The organism is Bacillus sp. FSL W8-0183 (assembly GCF_038006825.1).
GTDB classification, from domain to species: domain Bacteria; phylum Bacillota; class Bacilli; order Bacillales; family Bacillaceae; genus Bacillus; species Bacillus altitudinis.
Map to the genome: position 1 here is coordinate 3,331,483 of NZ_JBBOVY010000001.1, position 20,088 is coordinate 3,351,570.

Here is a 20,088-nt window from a genome sequence, read left to right on the forward strand (position 1 = left end):
TTCATTCCCCTTGATGGCGCTTTTTCAATACCTTTAATACATCATCAAGAGGCAGCTGCTGTTCACGTAATAACACAAGAAGGTGATACAGGAGATCTGCTGTTTCCCATTTCAATTCTTCTTGATCACGGTTCTTCGCCGCAATGATCACTTCAGAAGCTTCTTCCCCTACCTTTTTCAGGATTTTGTCGACTCCTTTTTCAAAAAGATAGGTCGTATAAGCTCCTTCTGGCATTTCCATCTGCCGTTTCGCAATGACCTGTTCCAGTTCATTTAAAATGGCAAAGCGGTCTTGTTCTCCCCTTGGCTGTTTCACGCCATCTTCTGAAAAACAGCTATAGCTGCCTGTATGGCAGGCTGGGCCGCTTGGTGTCACTAGAACAAGCAGGGCATCTTGATCACAGTCATAGCGAATAGATGTAACACGCTGGGTGTGTCCAGATGTAGCTCCTTTGTGCCAAAGCTCATTTCTCGATCTGCTAAAAAACCATGTTTCCCCTGTCTCTAATGTTTTTTCATAGGATTCTTGATTCATATACGCCAAAGTAAGAACTTCCTTGCTTTGAGCATCCTGTACAATGGCAGGAATGAGACCTGCATCATTAAAGATTAATTCGTTTGCCTGTTTCATCTTACCTTCACCCCGTGTTCTTTCAAATATGTCTTCACTTCTTGAATGGAGGTTTCTTTATAATGGAAAATAGAGGCTGCGAGTGCGGCATCAGCTTCACCTTTTGTAAAAGCCTCCAGCATATGCTGCGCATTGCCAGCACCTCCTGAAGCAATAACTGGCACTGTGACTGCTTCTGATACAAGCCTCGTCAAACGATGCTCAAAGCCCGTTTTCTCACCATCGGCATCCATGCTAGTCAGCAAGATCTCGCCTGCTCCTCTTCGCACGGCTTCTTTCGCCCAGTCACTCACTTCTAAATCCGTTTGACGGCGTCCTCCGTGCGTATAGACCATGTATGCTTGTTTCTCTTCATCGTATTTCGCGTCAATCGCAACAACTATACACTGTGAACCAAAAAAGTCGGCTCCTTCTGTTATTAGCTCCGGTCTTAAAACAGCCGCTGTGTTCACAGACACCTTGTCTGCCCCCGCTCTTAATATACGCTTCATATCATCAAGATGGTTAATCCCGCCGCCCACCGTGAATGGGATAGCGAGAGTGGATGCCACTTGTTTGACCACATCCACCATTGTTTTTCGGCCTTCATGAGAGGCAGATATATCAAGAAAGACGAGTTCATCCGCACCTTCCTCGTCATAGATCTGCGCTAATTCGACCGGATCACCAGCATCCTTCAACCCTAGAAATTGGATCCCTTTGACCACACGCCCTTCCTTTACATCAAGACATGGAATGATTCGTTTTGTCATCATATGCTGTCAAGCCCTTCAAACGCTTCTGCTAAAGTAAATTGCTTTGTGTACAGCGCCTTGCCAATGATTGCACCAGACACACCTGTCTGCTTTTGTGCTGATAGCTTTTGCAGATCACCTACTGCACTGACACCACCTGAGGCAATGACTTGTTTGCCAGTTGCTTCTGCTAATCGAACCGTACTTTCCACATTTGGACCAGACAGCATGCCATCCATTTGAATATCCGTGAAAATGAAGACCTCTGCGCCTTCCTTTGCCAGTTCCTTACCGAGTTCCTCCGCCTTCACTTCCGACGTTTCAAGCCAGCCTTCAGTCGATACAAAACCGTTTCGTGCATCAATGCCAATGGCAATTTTCTCTCCATATTGCGCCAGCATTTTTTTCACAAAAATCGGGTTTGACACCGCTGAACTGCCAAGAATGACTCTCGATACGCCATTGTTTAAATAAAATGCAACATCTTCTTCTGTCCGAATGCCGCCGCCAATTTGGACATTCACATCTAATGAGGAAGCAATCGCCAGCACATGCTCGTGATTCACGCGTTTTCCTGCTTTTGCGCCATCTAAATCAACGAGATGTATCCATTTCGCTCCTTCATTTGCAAACCGTCTCGCCATGTCTAACGGTGAATCTCCATAAATGGTTTCTTGGTCATAGTCTCCTTGCACAAGTCGTACACATTTGCCATTTCTCATATCAATTGCTGGATATAATGTAAAATCACTCATTTGCTCACCCTCTGTTCGTTTGCTAATTGAATAAACTGTTTCAGCAGTGCCATTCCTGTTGTACTGCTTTTTTCAGGGTGAAACTGCGTTCCAAACACATTCCCCTTCCCAACAACAGCAGGTACTTGAACGCCATAGGGCGCACTTGCCAATAGATCTTCTGGATTCATGCCGCTCACATAATAAGAGTGAACAAAGTATGCAAATCCTTCCGGCACACCGTCAAATAATGGTGACGGCTGATGAAATGTGAGCTCATTCCAGCCCATATGAGGCACCTTCAGCCTTTGTCCATCCGAATCACGATCCTTCAAAAGAACGACACGCCCTTTTAAAAGGCCTAACCCTTTTGTTTTACCTGCTTCTTCACTTTCTTCAAACAACAACTGCATGCCTAGGCAAATGCCAAATAACAGCTTTCCTTCCTGCACGACTTGGTGGATAAACGCCTCAAGTCCTGTCTCTCTTAACAGCTGCATCGCATCACGAAACGAACCGACGCCTGGCAAAATATACGCATCTGCCTTTTTCAGCTCCTCTACTTCAGAAGACACGATATAAGAAGCCCCTGCTCGTTCCAGTGCTTTTGATACGCTAAACAAATTCCCCATTCCATAGTCAATGACGCCAATCATTAGAGCATCCCCTTTGTCGACGGAATCCCTTTCACACGCGGATCAATGGTTGTTGCTTCATCTAAGGCGCGTGCCATCGCTTTAAAAATGGCTTCAATCATATGGTGGGTATTGGTTCCATAGTGAACGATCACATGAAGATTGATTCGTGCTTCAAGGGCAAATTTCCAAAGAAACTCATGAACCAGCTCCGTATCAAAGGTGCCGACCTTCTGACTAGGGAAATCGGCTCTCATTTCCAAATGAGGACGATTGCTTAAATCCACGACGACTTGGGCGAGTGTTTCATCCATTGGAACAAAACTAGAGCCGTAGCGCTTAATTCCTTTCTTATCACCGAGCGCTTCTTTAAACATCTGCCCAAGCACGATGCCAATATCTTCTGTTGTGTGGTGATCATCGACATCTGTGTCTCCTTTTGCATCTACAGTTAAGTTAAAGTGCCCGTGCTTTGTGAATAAGTCGAGCATATGCGTCATAAAAGGGACATCTGTTTGAATATCTGCTTTTCCTTCACCATCAATCTCTAGCGCTAACGAAATGTTCGTTTCATTTGTCTGTCTCGCTGTTTCCGCCTGTCTCATTCTGATTCCTCCCGCTTTCTCGCTTCAATCGATCTTGCATGTGCTTCAAGCCCTTCTAATCTTGCAAAAGCTGCAATGCTTTCGCTATGTGTTTCAAAAGCTTCTTTGCTATATGAAATGATGCTCGTTTTCTTTTGGAAATCCGTGACGCCAAGCGGACTGGAGAATCTTGCTGTCCCGTTTGTTGGCAGCACATGGTTCGGTCCTGCGAAGTAATCCCCTACCGGCTCTGGGCTGTAACGCCCTAAGAAAATCGCTCCAGCATGCTTGATTTGACCAAGTAGTGATTCTGGATACGCAGTCAGCACTTCTAAATGCTCTGGGGCTAACTGGTTCACGATATCAACTGCACGATCCAAAGATTCTGTTACATAAATATAACCATGGTCTTGAATAGATTGTGCTGCGATTGATTTTCTTGGCAAAGTGTCCAGCTGCGCTTGCACCTCTGCTTGCACTGCTTCAGCCAATCCTTTAGATGGTGTCACCAAAATACTAGATGCCAACGCATCATGCTCTGCCTGTGAAAGCAAATCAGCTGCCACCTCATGTGCAGTTGCCGTTTCATCTGCTAAAACAGCAATTTCACTTGGGCCCGCAATCATATCAATGTCTACTTGACCAAATACTTCCCGTTTGGCAAGTGCTACATAAATGTTTCCTGGACCGGTGATTTTATCAACAGGCTGGATACTGTCCGTTCCATATGCAAGAGCAGCTATCGCCTGAGCACCACCCATTTTGTACATTTCTGAAATGCCCAGCTCCTTCGCTGCTACTAGTACAGCGTCAGACAGACGACCGTCTTTTCCTGGCGGTGTCACAAGAACAATTCGCTCAACGCCTGCTACAAGTGCCGGGATCACATTCATTAAAACAGATGATGGATAGGCGGCCGTTCCGCCTGGGACATATACACCGACCGCATCGAGCGGTGTTACTTTCTGACCTAGCATTGAGCCGTCCTTTTGGTGATAAAACCAAGAGGACGTTAGCTGACGCTCGTGGTATGTTCGAATATTCCGGATCGCCGTTTGGATGATTTGGATCATCTCCGGGTCCAAACGTTCGTAGGCTTTTGTCTTTTCATCCTCCGTCACAAGTGGTTGTTCAATAGAGACACCGTCAAATTGCTTCGTGAAAGACCGTACCGCTTCGTCACCATTTTTTCTCACTTCTTCGATTATTCGCTGAACAGCCAATCGCTGCTCTTCCGTTCCTGTATCTAGAGAACGCTTGAGTGAGAGAGTGTCTGTCTCACCTTCTTGTATGTAGGTGATGTTCATGATGTTTCCTCCCCTTCTCCTTCGATGATTCTTGCCAGACGCTGCGCCATTTCATCGATTACCGCATCCTTCATTCGATAGCTCACAGGATTGACAATAAAACGTGACGTAATGTCACAAATATGTTCCGTTTCGACAAGCCCATTTTCCTTAAGTGTTTGACCGGTGGAGACAATGTCAACAATTCGATCGGCAAGTCCGATGAGCGGTGCTAATTCAATGGAACCATTTAGCTTAATGATCTCCACCTGCTCACCTTGTTCTCTAAAATAAGAAGAAGCGACATTTGGGTACTTTGTGGCCACACGCGGCGCGACACCGCCCCAGCTGGCTCCCGGCAAGCCCGCTACAGCTAAATGACATTTGCTAATGTTTAAATCGAGCACTTCGTACACATCCCGTGCTTCTTCAAGCATGACGTCTTTCCCTGCAATGCCCACATCTGCTACACCGTGCTCTACATATGTCGTCACATCCATTGGCTTCGCTAAAATAAAGCGGAGATTTTCTTCCGGTACATCAATGATTAATTTTCTTGAATCTTCGAATTCCTCCGGCAGCTGATATCCAGCCTGTCTTAATAGCCCTGCTGCTTCTTCAAATATCCGCCCCTTTGGCATTGCCATTGTCAACACTTTACCCATTTTGCTCTTCCTTTCTAGCGCCGATAAAATAAGTCACTTGCTCAAATGCTTTGGTCATGGCATCGATATTTTCAATACCTGCTAAGTCTTGGAGAACAATCCTTTTGCCCTTTGTCCGCTCTTTTTCTGCAAAATCAAATGCTTCAAGCCGCTGTTCTTTACTAAAAATCACAGCCTCTTGGGGCTCATTTATTTCTTTTGCGTCGAGCGCCTCAAGAAGACGGTCTAATCGAAGTCCGAAGCCTGTAGCGGGTGCGGGTGCATCAAAGTGAGCAAGCAATTGATCATACCTTCCTCCACTTCCGATCACAGACCCAACATGATCTGCAAATACTTCAAACAAAATCCCCGTATAGTAGCTCATATGACTGACCATGCTTAAATCCAAACGGATATATTCTGTACAGCCGTAATCTTCAAGTGTCTCCCACAGCGCCTTTAACTCCGCCAGCACTTCTTTGCCCTCTTGTGACACCACAATTTCTTCAGCCTGCTGGGTCACTTCTTGACCGCCGCGCAGCTCTAAAAGCTGTAGCAGCCTTGTTTTATCGATGGATGAGAGCGGCAATTGTTTAACATGCTGCCTGTATCCCACATAATTCTTTTCATATAAAAATCGGCGCAATACGTTCGCCCGCTCTGTATTCCCTAGTACATCTAAAAACAAGGTCTCAGCCAAAGCCACATGCCCGATCGCAATTTTGAAGGATTGAAGTCCAGCATTTTTTAATGCAAACACGACAAGCGCTATGACTTCAGCATCTGCACTAATCGAACCATCACCGATCAACTCAATACCGACCTGCTCAAATTCAGAAGGTCTTCCGCCTTCTCTTTCCTGTGCCCGAAACACGTTGGCTGCATAACCGACTCGAAGCGGATACGCCTGTTCGTGAAGCTTTGAAGCCGCCACTCTCGCAATTGGTCCCGTCATATCAGGTCTAAGCACAAGGGTTTGACCATTTTGATCAAGAAGCTTAAACAGCTGCGTATCTGTAATCGCCGATTGAACACCGACTGTATCGTAAAATTCAAGCGTTGGCGTTTCCATTAAACGATAACCCCAACCATTCATGACCTCTGTTAAAGAATGCCTAACTCTTTTCTTCGTCTCATACAATCCTGGTAATGAATCTCGCATACCATATGGTTTTTCAAACATGAACATGTTCTTCCGCACCTCCAACACATTAAAACAAAAAATTCCGAATCCTTTAGTTCGCTAATATGATAATATGCTAACAAAATAAAGTGATTAAATCAATCATTTTTATTTTCCCCTTTTTTTCCTTAATCATTTGTTCATATATTACATTAAAATGACACCTAATCCTTTTTGATCTCTTTGCTTTAGGAACATGCTATAATACTTAAAAATATTGAATAACACAGGAGATTACAGTGAAATTCATCCAGACATTAATCTTAACTTTGTTGTGCGCATGTCTTGTTTATTTCGGCTTTATTTACATTTCACAATTCGACCAAGTCAGGAAAACAACGTCACCGCAAGAAGCCAAAGAAAAAGAAAATGATACCGCACTAGCAGCAGAAGAAACACGTTCTACGAAAAAAACAGAAACGACACACTCTAGTTTAAAAGGAAATAAAAAAGCCATGGACGTCATCCTCTTTAATCAAATGGATGCACCAAAGCTTTATAACGGATGCGAAGTCACGAGCTTAGCCATGCTTCTTCATTACAGCGGCTATGAGCATATAACGAAAAACGCATTGGCAAACGAGATTAAGCGTGTCCCGCTCAATTATGAGAATGGCTTAAAAGGAGACCCTCATGACGGGTTTGTAGGCGATATGGAGAATGGGCCAGGTCTTGGTGTGTACCATGAACCCATTTATCAGCTTGCGAAAAAATATGCAGGTAATCAAGCCGTTGACTTAACCGGCAAGCCAGTCAAAAAGGCCATCTATCAATCACTTGAAAAAGGTTATCCTGTCTGGGTCATTACCACTTCGACCTTTGCCAAAACAGATAACATTGAAACATGGAATACACCAAATGGGAAAATAGATATCAGCTTTAATATGCACAGCGTGGTCATCACAGGCTATGACAAAGATCATGTCTACTTAAATAACCCATACGGAGAAAAGAATCAAAAAGTCGATCGTGAACAGTTTGAGGATTCTTGGAAACAGATGGGCAGCCAGGCGATTATCATTAAAGCATAAACCACTTCTCCCATTGAAGAGAATTCACACATGCATCAAAAACATCCTCCATACGAATGGAGGATGTTTTTGAATGATTTATTTTTTTAGTATTTCCTTCAGACGGTCTTCAAGCTTTTCAGCCGTCATCGCACCCCCGCCAAGGCTGATGTATTCATCCCCTTTTTTTAGTAAAAGTGTAGGATAGCCATTCACGTTCAATTGCTGAACCTTTGCAAAATCGGCATACGCATCATTGATCGTTTCTGTCTCCTTCATTCGTTCCACCAATACATCAGGGTCAAGTTGGTGTTTCATAGCGATATCTCTATAAGTTTCTTCATCACTTAGGCTTTTTCCGTCTTGATAAAAGGCCTTTTGCATAGATGAAGCCAAGTACAATGCACGCTCTGGTGCGATGGATCTTAATGCAGAAAATCCAATTGCAGCAGCCTCAGAGTCTAAAATGAATGTTCCGTTTTCTAGCAACTCTTCGTAACGGTCTCCAAATTCGACACCTGTCAGCTGACTGATACGCTCATTTGCTTCTGAAATGTGTGGATAATTCTTTATCGGTAGACGACGCTCTCCTACAAATAAACCGCCCGATACAAGTGTCAGTGGTATCTCAGGGTGATTTTCGTGTAAAGTACGGATGCTGTTGGAAAATCCATAACACCAGCCACAATACGCATCCCATACATAGATGAAAGATTTTTCTTGATCATTCATAAGACAGACTCCTCACTCATCGTTTTTTAGCGACAATGAAACGCATGTTATTCTACTTATTCTGCTTCAGAAACCACAGTAAAACGTTCTCCAACATGAGCAGCTTGTTCTATCTCATCGACAAGTGCAACGGCGTAGTCAGCATAACTCACATAGCTGTCACCCTTTGAATTGACGATAAGATGGTCTTTGCCTTTCACATAAGCACCTGTCCGTTTGCCTGCTGGATTAAAGAAGGCTGCTGGACTTAAAAATGTCCATTTTAATCCTTCGGTCTTTTGAAGATCTTTTAAGTTTTCTCCTTGGTGTGAAGCAGTAGCAAAGTATTCCTTTGGAAACTCCGGTGTGTCCATCAGTCTAGTTGTTTTGGCCTCATCTACAAATAAACTTCCAGCACCTCCCACAACGATTAAACGCGTTTCTGGTGTCTCTTTCAAGAGATGAATGAGTTTTTTCCCTGCTTCTACATGAAGGTGCTCTTGTCCTGCTGGTGCACCAAATGCGTTTACGATCACATCAAAACCTTTGACGTCTCCTGCCTCTAAGTGAAAAACATCCTTTTCTAAAACAGCTGCTGATGAATTGGTCACTTTTTGTGCATCTCGAACGATTGCCGTTACTTCATGCCCTCTCGATTGAGCTTCTTTTAAAATGTGTTGTCCTGCTTTACCTGTTGCGCCAATGATTCCAATGTTCATGTAAATTCCTCCTACAATATATTGTTATTTTGATCACTTAAGATGTAACCACGATAGTTACAACAGAGGTAAAAAAAAATTGAATAGATCATCCAATTTTTTTGATTAAAACCTGCGTTAGTTCACTTAATTTGATCTCAGCAAGCACTTGTTCCATCGCACTTTGAGCACGGCACAAAATTAATTCTAGTACAGCTTGAATATTTGCACCGATCGGACAGTCAGGGTTTGGGCTTTCATGAATTTGAAACAACTCTCCCTCATCCACAACTTCAACCGCTTTATACACATCGAGCAGTGTCATGTCATCTTCACTGCGATTCAATTGAGAACCGCCTTTGCCAAGACTCGTTGAGATTAGGCCTGCTTTTTTGAGCTTACTCATGATACGGCGAATCACCACTGGATTTGTATTGACACTTCCTGCGATATCCTCCGATGTCTGTAAAGAACCTTTTTCAAGTGATAGCAAGGCCAGAATATGGACAGCGACAGTAAATCTGCTGCTGATTTTCATGTTTTCTCACCTCTGTTGTAATCATTATAGTTACACCATGTTAGAATGTCAACAAAAAAGTCTGCCGAGCTACTCAGCAGACGAAGATTGACGTGCTTCCATTTCCTCTTTCGTATAAATCATCCGCATTGGATTTCCTCCAACAAAGGAGCCTGCCGGAACATCTTTGTTCACAAGAGTTCCTGCCGATACAATCGCACCATCACCAATTGTCACTCCAGGTAGAATCGTTGAATTTGCCCCAATTAACACTTCATCACCAATATAGACTTCCCCAAGCCTATACTCTTTAATCAAATACTCATGGGACAGAATGGTTGTGTTATAGCCAATCACACTATTTCGACCGACAGTGATTTTCTCAGGAAACATGAGATCGACCATCACCATTAAAGCAAACGCCGTATCCTCCCCGACTTTCATCCGAAGGAAGGTGCGATAAATCCAATTTTTCATTCCCATAAAAGGCGTATACCTTGCCATTTGAATAAAGATAAAGTTTTTCACAACCTTGAGAAAGGGGACCGTTCGATAGACTTGTCTAAGCGAATTGACCCCTTTGACAGGATAACGATCTGTTTTTCTCAACTTAATCAGCTCCAACAATCGCCAAGAGATCACTCATTTTCTGCAGCATATAATCTGGGCGATGCTTTAACAGGGCTTCTTCTCCCTTAATAGACCAAGCAACACCTGCTGTTTTCGTCCCTGCCGCTTGACCAGATAAAATGTCGTGATAATTATCACCAACCATGATCGCCTCATGCGGATCACTGCCGAGCTTGGATAATGCCAGTTGAACTGGTTCTGGATGCGGCTTTTCATTTTGTACATCATCAAGTGTGACAATGACCTCAAAAAATGGCTCCAATCCAGTCAGCTTTAATCCCATTAAGACCGTATCACGGATTTTTGTTGTCACAATTCCGAGCTTAAATCCCTGATCCTGAAGAATTTCCAACGTGTCTAACACCGTCTCATACTCCGTCACAAGCAGGTCATGCTGTTCATGATTAAACGTTCGATACATCTGGATCATGTCATCTGTCAGATTCGGATCCATTGCAGAGAATGTATCAAATAATGATGGACCAATGAAATGAAGGATATCCTCACGGCTGTATTGACCAGGGTAATAATGATCAAGCGTATGCTGAAATGAAGCAATAATTAATTCATTTGTATTGATTAATGTGCCATCTAAATCAAATAGCACTGTGTTAATAGTTGATTGGTTCATATAGCTTCCTTTCTAACAGCTGCATGTTCCCGCCTCCGCCAAATATAGCTGATGGCAGCTGTCAATAAAATAGCAGAAATAAGGCGAATAAGAAGAAGCGGCCAGACTGGAATACCTAAAGGAATGAAAATGAGTGTATCTTCGACCACCGCATGACACGCCACAAGGAAAATGAAAGCAAGCGTTAAATCCTTTTTGCTGACACCGTCCTCTTCCACTGCCTTCATCATGACGCCTGCCCCGTAGGCAAGACCAATGGTCAAACCAGCCACCATCGTCATAGACGTATTTTCTTTCATTCCAAGCATTCTCGTAAAAGGAGACAGCCACTTAGACAGCGTATGGAGCCACCCTAAGTCTCTCATGAATTGAATAATGATCATGAGAGGAATGACAATACAAGCCAGCTGCAGCACACCAAGAACAGCTTTCTGTAAAGCAAGAAGTACGATCATATACCAGCTAGAAGGCACATCAGCCGACTGAGCAGCTGTCAGCAAACCATATTGCGCCGGCTCCTCGCCTCCCTGCCAAACGAGGTGAATGATAATTGCTGACACGACGGCAAGACTGATTCTGACTAGCAAAATGACAGACACCCGCAGCCCAACCTTCGCCGCCACTGTTGATTCGATGATCAAGTTGTGACAAAAGGAGAGCATGACCGCTAAAATGAACACTTCCTTCACAGGCAGCTCTAATGTCAAGATGGCTGCAATACCCGCATACAAGTTCAGCATATTTCCTAAAACAAGCGGAATGGCCGCTTCCCCTGAAAGACCAAACAGACCCATAAATGGACGGATGAATTGTATAATCCAATCCATCACAAGTGTATGCTGCAAGATACTAACGAGAATGGTAACCGGAAAAATGACTTTTCCAAGTGTCCAAGTTGTCGATAACCCTGCTTTCAAGCCGTTTTTCCATGTCTCCCCCATCTCTTATCCCCCTTGCTCTTAATTTGATGAGTTGTTCTCTTTATACGGTATAGATGCATATCCCTTGATTCTTCTAAACACAATCAGCAAAACAGCCACTGCAAATATGGCAATTGAAATCATCTGTGCAATTCGAAGGTGCTCAGTCAGCATTAAGCTGTCTGTTCTCATTCCTTCAATGAAGAAACGACCGATTGAATACCAGATTAAATACGACAAGAACATTTCGCCTCGACGCAATGATGTTCTACGTAATAAGATTAATATCAAAACGCCTGCGATATTCCATAATGATTCATATAAGAACGTAGGGTGATAGTAGGTCCCGTCAATGTACATCTGATTAATAATAAACTCAGGCAGGTGCAAATTTTCTAAAAAGGCTCTTGAAACAGCCTCACCATGCGCTTCCTGATTAATAAAGTTCCCCCAGCGCCCGATGGCTTGCCCTAGTAAAATACTAGGCGCTGCGACATCGGCGATTTTCCAAAAGGACACCTTTCTCACTTTAGTAAAGACAATCGCTGTCAGCACTGCTCCTATCAGTCCACCATGTATGGCAATTCCGCCATTCCAAATCTTGATGATTTCACTTGGGTGCTGCTGATAATAATCCCATTCAAAGGATACATAATAAATTCGTGCACAAATAATAGCGATAGGAATGGCAAATAAGATGAGATCAATAAACATATCTTTATTGATGCCTCTTTTTTCACACTCCCTTAATGCGAGCCAGAGTCCAAGCAGCGCTCCGACCCCAATAATCACACCATACCAATGAACCGAAATAGGTCCGAGCTGAAAAGCAATCGGATCAATTGGTTGAATTGCTTCATTCATATAGACAGCTCCTATTCATCCTGGCCATTGTCTTCAATGACATCGGCAAGTTTACTTGTAAATTGTTCCGCTGCATTATGTCCCATTCGTTTCAATCTGAAGTTCATTGCAGCTACCTCGATGATGACCGCTAAATTTCGTCCCGGACGTACAGGGATGGTCAGCTTTGGTACATCTGTATCGATGATCCGCATTTTTTCTTCCTCAAGTCCTAAACGGTCATACTGTTTGCCTTGTTCCCAAAGCTCAAGGTTCATAACAATCGTAATTCTCTTATAGCTTCTGACAGCGCCCGCTCCAAATAAGGTCATCACATTAATAATGCCTAATCCACGGATTTCTAGAAGGTGCTCAATCAGCTCTGGTGCGCTTCCAACTAACGTATCCTGATCCTCTTGCCTGATTTCCACGCAATCGTCTGCAACCAGCCTGTGTCCTCTCTTCACTAATTCTAAAGCCGTTTCACTTTTACCTACGCCACTTTTTCCAATTAACAGCACACCTACACCATATACATCTACGAGTACGCCATGAATCGCAGTCGTTGGTGCAAGCTTGCTTTCTAAGAAGTTCGTTAATCGACTCGAAAGTCTTGTCGTTTTTAAGCTTGAGCGTAAAACCGGCACTCCATTTTCGTTTGAAGCTTCGATCAATTCCTTTGGTACTTCACGATCTCGTGACAAAATGATGGCAGGGGTAATATCTGTACAAAGAGACATCATTCTCTGCTTTCGTTCGCGTTCTGGGAGCTGTTCAAAAAAAGAAAGCTCTGTCTTCCCTAAAAGTTGAACTCTTTCTTTTGGGTAATATGTAAAATATCCAGCCATTTCAATACCTGGTCTGGAAAGATCACTGATTGTAATGGGACGATTAATCCCTTCTTCCCCACTTACCAGTTCAAGATGAAATTGTTCCATTATGTCCTTCGTACGAACTTTCGGCACGCTTCTTCCTCCTTTTATCGCAGGCGTTTCAGAAATACAGCTCTATTTTATCACTTTCAATGATGAACCCAAAATAGTATTTTATCCTGATCCTGTTTCATCACATTTACTGGTATAGACAACTATACTTAAAAAAGGTAAACTGAATCTAACGACGAGAATAAGGGGGCACAATCATGAGCAGTTCTTTATTGCTCTCCAATATTCATATTGTGACAAAGACAGAAATCATTGAAAACGGTTTTGTCGGTTTACGCGATGGCAAGATCGACTATATTTCAACATCACCGCCGACAGGAAATTATGAAAAAGTATATATTTCCCGGGAAAACTTTTATTTACTCCCCGGAATGATTGATATTCACATCCATGGGGGATATGGTGCAGATATGATGGATGCGACACCAGAAGCCATGAATACACTTGCTGATCACTTACCCGCAGAAGGAACGACAAGCTTTTTAGCAACAACCATTACACAAAATCATCAAGAGATTGAGCAAGCACTTAAAAATGTCGCACAGTGGAGACCCTATAATAAAAAGCAGGCTGGAAGTCAGGCACAATGTTTAGGCATTCATCTAGAAGGTCCTTTTATTTCTAAAGATAAAGCTGGAGCGCAGCCTGCTCAATGGATTACACAGGCTAACCTTCCTCTTTTTGAGAAATGGCTGAGTGCATCAGATCAGCTGATTCGAATTGTCACTTTTGCACCTGAGGAAGATACTGATTTTGCATTTCTTTCCCTGCTAAAAGAAAAAAATATCATTCCTTCTATTGGACATACAAATGCTCCTCATGACATGATTGAACTAGCAGCAAAGCACGGCGCGCGTCATGTCACGCATCTTTATAATGCGATGAGTTCATTTCAGCATCGTGAGCCAAATGTTGCAGGGGCTGCGCTTACAAACGAAAAGCTTTTGACTGAGCTGATTACAGATGGCATTCATTCACATCCTCTTTCCGTAAAGCTTGCGTATTTGGCAAAGGGAAGTGAACGTTTGATCATGATTACAGACTCAATGCGTGCAAAAGGACTTGGAGAGGGAACCTACGAATTTGGCGGACAGACTGTGACAGTCAGCGGTGAAAAAGCATTGCTGGCAGATGGAACACTTGCAGGATCGATTTTACAAATGAAAGATGGGGTCAAACGTATGAGACAGATCACACAATGTGGATGGACAGAAATTGCTCAAATGACCTCAACAAATGCAGCCACTCAGCTCGGGATCGATCATCAGCTCGGTTCGATCGAAGTTGGAAAACTGGCAGACTTGGTCATTTGGGATGAAGCTGGCGAACTCATGATGACGATCTGCCATGGACAAATCGTTTATGAAAAAAAGGAGGCCACACACTGATGAACATCATCGAATTTGCTGATAAAGATCAATTAGGAAAAGCAGCTGCTGCTTTCATTGCACGTACCATTAAATCAAAAACAGATGCGGTTCTCGGTCTGGCAACTGGCGGTACACCAATTGACACTTATAAAGAGTTAATTCAGTTGCATCAAACAGAACAATTGTCTTTCAAACAAGCAAGAACAGTGAATCTGGATGAGTACGTGGGAATTGATCAAAATCATGAAAATAGTTATATGACTTACATGAAGCGTCATTTATTTGACCATATTGATCTCCCATCAGATCAATATTTCCTCCCCAATGGTGCTGCTTCTCACTTGGAAGAAGAGTGCTTAAGGTATGATCAGCTCATTGAAGATTTAGGGGGCATTGATCTTCAGCTACTTGGTATCGGACAAAATGGACATATCGGGTTTAATGAACCTGGTACTCCCTTTGACTCAAAGACGCATGTCGTCCAATTAGATGAACACACTCGCCAAGCCAATGCAAGGTACTTTTCTTCTATAGATGAGGTACCTACACATGCCATTACAATGGGAATTGCAAGCATTCTTTCAAGTAAAAAAATTCTCCTTCTCGCATCAGGAAAATCAAAAGCGGACGTGATACAATATTTAGAACGAACAGAGATTCACCCAGACTTCCCTGCATCTGCTCTGAAACTTCATGAAGATGTGACGATTTTTATTGATCGAGAAGCTGGTTCACTACGCTAAACACGAGAGGATTTTCACATGTTTATTGATAAGCAGTCACCTATCCCCATGTACCATCAGATTATGGAGAACTTGAAAAAGCAGATTGAGGATGGAACGTTAGCACCTGATACACTCATTCCTTCTGAAAGAGAATATGCCGAACGCTTTGGTATTAGCCGAATGACTGTCAGACAAGCCTTATCGAACCTTGTGAACGAAGGATATTTATACCGGCAAAAAGGAAAAGGAACATTTGTTAGCCGAAAGAAGTTTGAACAACCGCTTCAAGGCTTAACAAGCTTTACAGAAGATATGCGTCAACGTGGGCTCAAAGCTTCAAGTCAGTTGATTGATTTCAAAAAAGTCGCATGCCCAGAGCACTTGCTGCAATCATTACAGCTGTCGAACAGTGAAGATGTCTATGAATTAAAACGAATCCGCCTTGCAAACGATGAACCAATGGCTATTGAAACGAGTTATATTCCTGAAAAATTTGCTGGCGAGCTCACAAAGGACCATTTAACTGGATCTTTATATGAATATATAGAAGCGAACACAGGTCTAACCATTGCCCATGCCAAGCAGGAGCTTGAAGCCAATGTTGCTTCAAAGGAAGAAGCTAACGTGCTGTCTATTTCATTAGGGGACCCTGTTCTCTCCATTGCAAGAACAACTTATTTTCAAAATGACCTTCCATTCGAGTATGCCATGTCCGTTTATAGAGGGGATCGATACAAGCTCACTCACACAATGGAAAGATAAAACTGTGCTCCTGAAAGCACAGTTTTTTATTTCCTAAGAAATGTTGATTGATCATCATTTTTTGTATGAATTTTCCATATAGGCGAAATCGCTTTCCCTTCGAAACGGTCTTTTGCGACAGTGTACCAATAATATTCTTGATTTGGCTTTAACCCTTTCCATTCAAAGGTTGCTTTTTTACCACTTTTCACACCTTTGACTTCTCCAAGAAGAACGTTTGTGTAGACATTCAATTCAAAATAATTGGTTTTAACGGATTTCATTTTTGGTGTTAAATCGACATCAATTGAAAATTCATCTTGATCTCCATACGTTTTTGGATCATAAAAATGTTCTTGATTCAAGTAAGGTGAGTATGTGGTGAAATGAAGCTTATTTTTTTCTTGATCCGCAGTGATCAGCCGCATAAAACCTTGACCGCCTTCAGGACCTGACTGGTAATCTGCAAGGATTTGATATACTTTTCTGTCCACTTTTCCATCATGATCATCGTCAATCTCATCTACTTTTCGACTGGCTCCGTGGTAGTGGCCACTAAATACTGCGACAATATTCGGGTGACGCTTTACCACTTGATGGAAGATCAAATCTCCAATTGGGCTTCGATTGCCGCTCACTAACAAATACTCATGGAAATTTAAAATGACAATGCGATCTGGATGTTCAGAAATGACTCGATTTAACCAGTCAATCTCATTTTGCTTGATCCCCCAGCCCATATACACCATCATATAATCATTGCCACCAGCAGAGATAAGATCATAATGACCTCGATTGTTTTGATAAGATTCACCGTAATATGGCTTGTCTTCAAAGCGTTTCGCTCCAAAGTATCTCCCATATTCCCTATAATGGCCGTCTTTGTGTCTGACATCATGATTACCAGCTAATACACCGTAAGGAATCTGATGCTGATCTAACACACGCATAAATGTATCGGCACGATTCCATTGCTTATCCTTTGAATCATCCACAATATCACCTGTATGGAACACATATTGAATATTTAATGGGTCCCTTTGATCTCTGATCCACTCGACCATTTTTTTGAAAATATGAGGATAACTTCTGGCATAATATTGAGTATCAGACATCCACACCATCTTATAAGGCTTTAACGTCTGACTGATCTCATCTTGTACAAGCAAATCAAACGTTTGATTTTTCATATACTGTCTGACTGACAGCAGCCCTTTCAGGTAAAATTCCTTTTCATCCTTGGCAAAGTGATGAGTGATTTTATCCCACTTTTCTTGCTGATGATTCCAAGCGTACATCGTTACCTTTCTCCCTGATAATGAGCTTCCTTTCCATACAGCCTCGATAACATCCTTTTCACGTACATCGTGATGAACCTTGATTTGAAAGCGATGATAAGGAAAATGCTGTAGATCTTTCGTTTCCACTGATTTACCATCAGCAAATGCAATGCGATTTCTTTCTCGATTAGAAAAAATCATTTCCCCTGTTTCATTTAAATGTTTTGGCGGCTCTGTTTCCGCTGCATATTTGAAAATCTTCATGGACGGATGCAGCGATGTATATTGATAGGCACGGTAAAAGGAGTAATCTAACTGATCATTAGTAGGATCATTGGTTAGCACTGTTTGCTTAGATGATTCCTTTTTTGTCCTATCTGACACTCTCTCTGGCGTTTCAGGGTGTTCATGTACCGTCTTAAAAACCTTTTTCAAAGTTGATTTGTTTCCAGCGGCATCTTTTGCTTTTATCTTCAATGTGTGCTCCCCAGGTTCTAATTCGCTAGAGGACGTTTGATAAGGCAAAGAGATCGGTTTTCCATCTAAATATGCCTTCATCTCCGCTATGTCACTCCAACGATCCGTCACCTTTGCCTTTAACGTAAAGACGCCTTTATATTGGTCATTTGCCTGTATATTACTCTTGATTTTCGGACCCGTGTTATCGACTTTCACACGTACAGATTGAGATTCGTCTGCGGTTTTAGCCTGAACAACATGTACTCCTTCTTTCAGCCTTCTTGTATCCCACTGAATATAGCTTGAAGCATATGCTTGCTTCGGGATTTGAAACTGAAATGCTCTTACCTTCTTAGCGCTGTCACCGTCGCCCATTTTCCATTCCTCATGCTGGCTCGCATTTAGAGGCAGAATTTGAGTTCCATTCGATAAAATCATCTGGACATTTTTCAATTCAAAATCATCGTGATTTTCTCCAGGAAATCGGTCAAACGGCGATGACTTCGTCCCAGCATGGAATGATATCGTTTGTGGACCTGCCTTTTCTAAGTGTTTTTCTGGTATTGGTATCGTATAGGTGCGATACACTTTTGTCGAATCATCAAAAATGGAAAGTAAGTGCTTACCTATAGACACACCATTCTTAAAATATAAATTTGTCCCTTTGACATCAAATGCAAGATATGGATCTGCTTCAAGTGCAGGGAATACTTGTCGAATTGGTTTTCCATCTATCATTAATTTTATGCTTTTTTTCTGATCTGCTGTTGCTTTTAAGTGAAATACGCCTGAAACCGTATCTCCTTCTTCTACATTCAATCGAAGGCCGTGAGCTTTGCTTACTTGTTCCACATCAATTGTTTTTTTCATTGTCATTGCATGATTTTCGCCGTCAGACGCTTCAATCTGATATTCCAATCGATCTTTACCAATGAGCTCAGGTGAATAAATAATATAGTGAAACAGCCGATCATTATGATCCTTTTGAAGCAACACCTCTTTAAAATCTTCATGACGATTGGTCCGATATCGCAATTTGACCGTTTTGACGGACTGATCATCCTGCACATCTGCCCTCATTTCAATGCCTTCAGTTGGTTTTATCGGTTGATTGTCTGTCATATCTTCGATCACAGGTTTATGAACATCTTGTGATATTTCTTTTTTTTCAGTTGGAATTTGTGCTTTTAACACTTTTCCGGGTGTTGGCTCTTCCTCCACTTTCGAGATCAGCTTCATTTGTGTCGTACCATCCATTGGATACTTGAACAGTAACGATCTGTGCTCGCTAAACAATGAAGGCTTTAAACGATAGGATGCCGACGATACCTCTTCTCCTATATTTGTTGTGATAGAAACAAGGCGGGATTTAGAATTGGACAATCCTTTACTCTCAATGACCGATAGATGCTCGCCCTCTTTTAAATGACTTTTGTACATCGCATTAAAGTCCGCTACCGTTAAATGCTCCTGCCCTTTTTTTCTAAGCCAAAATACGTACGGTTTTCCAGGAGAAATGGTGATAGGACTTGTGTGGAATGAATATATATCATCCATCTCCACGCCTTGCGCTGGATTGCGATAGCGAAGCTGGTAATGTCGAAGTGAAATGGGTGCATGAGTTGTGTTATACACCTCGATGAATTCAAAAGCATCCTTGCCTTTGCGGTTTTTTGAATTCACGACGATTTCTGTCATCAATAGCTCAGGAATTTGTGAGAGATCCTCTTCAAATCCGTTTAAGTGAACTGCTTGTTCGGTTGTTTTGATGACAGACTTCTGCGTCAGGAATTCTGTATAGTAATGAACTGTTGGATTCCACAATTGATCTGTCGGGATTTTCGCTGTGAATTCTGGTTTCATCCCCGGCAATCGTTCCATTGGGATCAATCGATATCCTAGTTCATCACTCTGTTTATAGTACAAGTTTGCAGACAAAATTTGCTCTGACTGACTAATAGATGCCCTAAATTGAAGATCACGTTTTTTTCCTTGAACCGGACGGACATCTACTTGAAATTGATCAAAGATAAAAGGTGAAAAGGGCTTATTTCGTATGTTCACTTGTGTTTGTGTCAAAGATCCTGCTGAAGCAGGCTGACTGAAACAAAAAAGAATGCTCAAAAAAAGCAAAAGAATGATTTGTCTGCTCACATTCACCATCGTGCACCGCCTCCC

General features: G+C 42.4%; 21 protein-coding genes. 4 read left to right on the forward strand and 17 right to left on the reverse strand.

The genetic code is table 11. The features are described from left to right. Position 1: 1 nt before the first annotated feature. From hisIE to NSQ64_RS17715, 8 genes are read right to left on the reverse strand one after another with little or no spacing between them, the layout of a single operon-like run. On the reverse strand, positions 2-631 hold the full coding sequence (gene hisIE / locus NSQ64_RS17680) for a bifunctional phosphoribosyl-AMP cyclohydrolase/phosphoribosyl-ATP diphosphatase HisIE (protein WP_138279041.1): 630 nt from the start codon (positions 629-631) through the stop codon (positions 2-4). Then, the gene (gene hisF, locus NSQ64_RS17685) at positions 628-1,386 is read right to left on the reverse strand and encodes an imidazole glycerol phosphate synthase subunit HisF (protein ID WP_024719884.1); all 759 of its coding nucleotides are present in this window, start codon (positions 1,384-1,386) and stop codon (positions 628-630) included. The genes hisIE and hisF overlap by 4 nt, the downstream gene beginning before the upstream one ends. After that, positions 1,383-2,120, reverse strand: a complete 738-nt coding sequence (gene hisA / locus NSQ64_RS17690) for a 1-(5-phosphoribosyl)-5-[(5-phosphoribosylamino)methylideneamino]imidazole-4-carboxamide isomerase (protein ID WP_039169085.1) — start codon at positions 2,118-2,120, stop codon at positions 1,383-1,385. Before hisA ends, hisF begins: the two co-directional genes overlap by 4 nt. Continuing rightward, positions 2,117-2,755 carry an imidazole glycerol phosphate synthase subunit HisH gene (gene hisH, locus NSQ64_RS17695; RefSeq protein ID WP_135009651.1) on the reverse strand — a complete coding sequence of 213 codons (639 nt, stop codon included), beginning with the start codon at positions 2,753-2,755 and terminating at the stop codon, positions 2,117-2,119. Before hisH ends, hisA begins: the two co-directional genes overlap by 4 nt. After that, positions 2,755-3,339, reverse strand: coding sequence for an imidazoleglycerol-phosphate dehydratase HisB (gene hisB / locus NSQ64_RS17700; protein WP_017368110.1), 585 nt, complete (start codon positions 3,337-3,339; stop codon positions 2,755-2,757). The genes hisH and hisB overlap by 1 nt, the downstream gene beginning before the upstream one ends. Further along, complete coding sequence (gene hisD, locus NSQ64_RS17705) at positions 3,336-4,625, reverse strand: histidinol dehydrogenase (RefSeq protein WP_341017591.1); 1,290 nt, start codon at positions 4,623-4,625, stop codon at positions 3,336-3,338. The genes hisB and hisD overlap by 4 nt, the downstream gene beginning before the upstream one ends. Continuing rightward, positions 4,622-5,269: an ATP phosphoribosyltransferase gene (hisG, locus tag NSQ64_RS17710; protein WP_007500071.1), complete on the reverse strand. Its 648-nt coding sequence runs from the start codon at positions 5,267-5,269 to the stop codon at positions 4,622-4,624. Before hisG ends, hisD begins: the two co-directional genes overlap by 4 nt. Beyond that, positions 5,262-6,437 (reverse strand): ATP phosphoribosyltransferase regulatory subunit, encoded by a 1,176-nt coding sequence (locus NSQ64_RS17715; RefSeq protein ID WP_017368113.1) that lies wholly within the window; start codon positions 6,435-6,437, stop codon positions 5,262-5,264. Before NSQ64_RS17715 ends, hisG begins: the two co-directional genes overlap by 8 nt. A 233-nt stretch (positions 6,438-6,670) precedes the next feature. Between NSQ64_RS17715 and NSQ64_RS17720 the strand changes: the two genes are divergently transcribed. Further along, on the forward strand, positions 6,671-7,462 hold the full coding sequence (locus tag NSQ64_RS17720; protein WP_341017596.1) for a C39 family peptidase: 792 nt from the start codon (positions 6,671-6,673) through the stop codon (positions 7,460-7,462). Positions 7,463-7,540: 78 nt separating this feature from the next. Here the strand turns inward: NSQ64_RS17720 and NSQ64_RS17725 are convergent, their stop codons facing one another. The 8 genes from NSQ64_RS17725 to hprK form a co-directional block, all read right to left on the reverse strand. After that, positions 7,541-8,173: a DsbA family protein gene (locus tag NSQ64_RS17725; RefSeq protein ID WP_326242374.1), complete on the reverse strand. Its 633-nt coding sequence runs from the start codon at positions 8,171-8,173 to the stop codon at positions 7,541-7,543. A 56-nt stretch (positions 8,174-8,229) separates the two neighbouring features. Then, on the reverse strand, positions 8,230-8,871 hold the full coding sequence (locus tag NSQ64_RS17730) for an NAD(P)-dependent oxidoreductase (protein WP_035389623.1): 642 nt from the start codon (positions 8,869-8,871) through the stop codon (positions 8,230-8,232). 88 nt (positions 8,872-8,959) lie between these two features. Continuing rightward, positions 8,960-9,388, reverse strand: coding sequence for an Rrf2 family transcriptional regulator (locus tag NSQ64_RS17735; protein WP_024719891.1), 429 nt, complete (start codon positions 9,386-9,388; stop codon positions 8,960-8,962). A gap of 69 nt (positions 9,389-9,457) precedes the next feature. Beyond that, positions 9,458-9,976: an acyltransferase gene (locus tag NSQ64_RS17740; RefSeq protein WP_024719892.1), complete on the reverse strand. Its 519-nt coding sequence runs from the start codon at positions 9,974-9,976 to the stop codon at positions 9,458-9,460. Position 9,977: 1 nt separating this feature from the next. Further along, the gene (gene ppaX, locus NSQ64_RS17745; RefSeq protein WP_341017599.1) at positions 9,978-10,628 is read right to left on the reverse strand and encodes a pyrophosphatase PpaX; all 651 of its coding nucleotides are present in this window, start codon (positions 10,626-10,628) and stop codon (positions 9,978-9,980) included. Next, the gene (locus tag NSQ64_RS17750) at positions 10,625-11,569 is read right to left on the reverse strand and encodes a nucleoside recognition domain-containing protein (RefSeq protein WP_341017604.1); all 945 of its coding nucleotides are present in this window, start codon (positions 11,567-11,569) and stop codon (positions 10,625-10,627) included. The genes ppaX and NSQ64_RS17750 overlap by 4 nt, the downstream gene beginning before the upstream one ends. A gap of 18 nt (positions 11,570-11,587) precedes the next feature. Further along, the gene (lgt, locus tag NSQ64_RS17755; RefSeq protein ID WP_041091637.1) at positions 11,588-12,412 is read right to left on the reverse strand and encodes a prolipoprotein diacylglyceryl transferase; all 825 of its coding nucleotides are present in this window, start codon (positions 12,410-12,412) and stop codon (positions 11,588-11,590) included. Between the two features lie 11 nt (positions 12,413-12,423). Continuing rightward, positions 12,424-13,356: an HPr(Ser) kinase/phosphatase gene (gene hprK, locus NSQ64_RS17760; RefSeq protein ID WP_003212943.1), complete on the reverse strand. Its 933-nt coding sequence runs from the start codon at positions 13,354-13,356 to the stop codon at positions 12,424-12,426. 176 nt (positions 13,357-13,532) lie between these two features. Between hprK and nagA the strand changes: the two genes are divergently transcribed. The 3 genes from nagA to NSQ64_RS17775 are packed head-to-tail and all read left to right on the forward strand — an operon-like array spanning position 13,533 to position 16,192. Then, positions 13,533-14,723, forward strand: a complete 1,191-nt coding sequence (gene nagA / locus NSQ64_RS17765; RefSeq protein WP_144666181.1) for an N-acetylglucosamine-6-phosphate deacetylase — start codon at positions 13,533-13,535, stop codon at positions 14,721-14,723. Next, positions 14,723-15,448, forward strand: a complete 726-nt coding sequence (nagB, locus tag NSQ64_RS17770; protein ID WP_058336964.1) for a glucosamine-6-phosphate deaminase — start codon at positions 14,723-14,725, stop codon at positions 15,446-15,448. Before nagA ends, nagB begins: the two co-directional genes overlap by 1 nt. A gap of 18 nt (positions 15,449-15,466) precedes the next feature. Next, a complete protein-coding gene (locus NSQ64_RS17775) occupies positions 15,467-16,192 on the forward strand; it encodes a GntR family transcriptional regulator (protein ID WP_268382134.1) in 726 nt (241 codons plus the stop codon). A gap of 26 nt (positions 16,193-16,218) precedes the next feature. On the opposite strand, the gene NSQ64_RS17780 is transcribed toward NSQ64_RS17775, so the two are convergent. Further along, complete coding sequence (locus NSQ64_RS17780; protein ID WP_341017609.1) at positions 16,219-20,073, reverse strand: metallophosphoesterase; 3,855 nt, start codon at positions 20,071-20,073, stop codon at positions 16,219-16,221. Positions 20,074-20,088 lie beyond the last annotated feature (15 nt).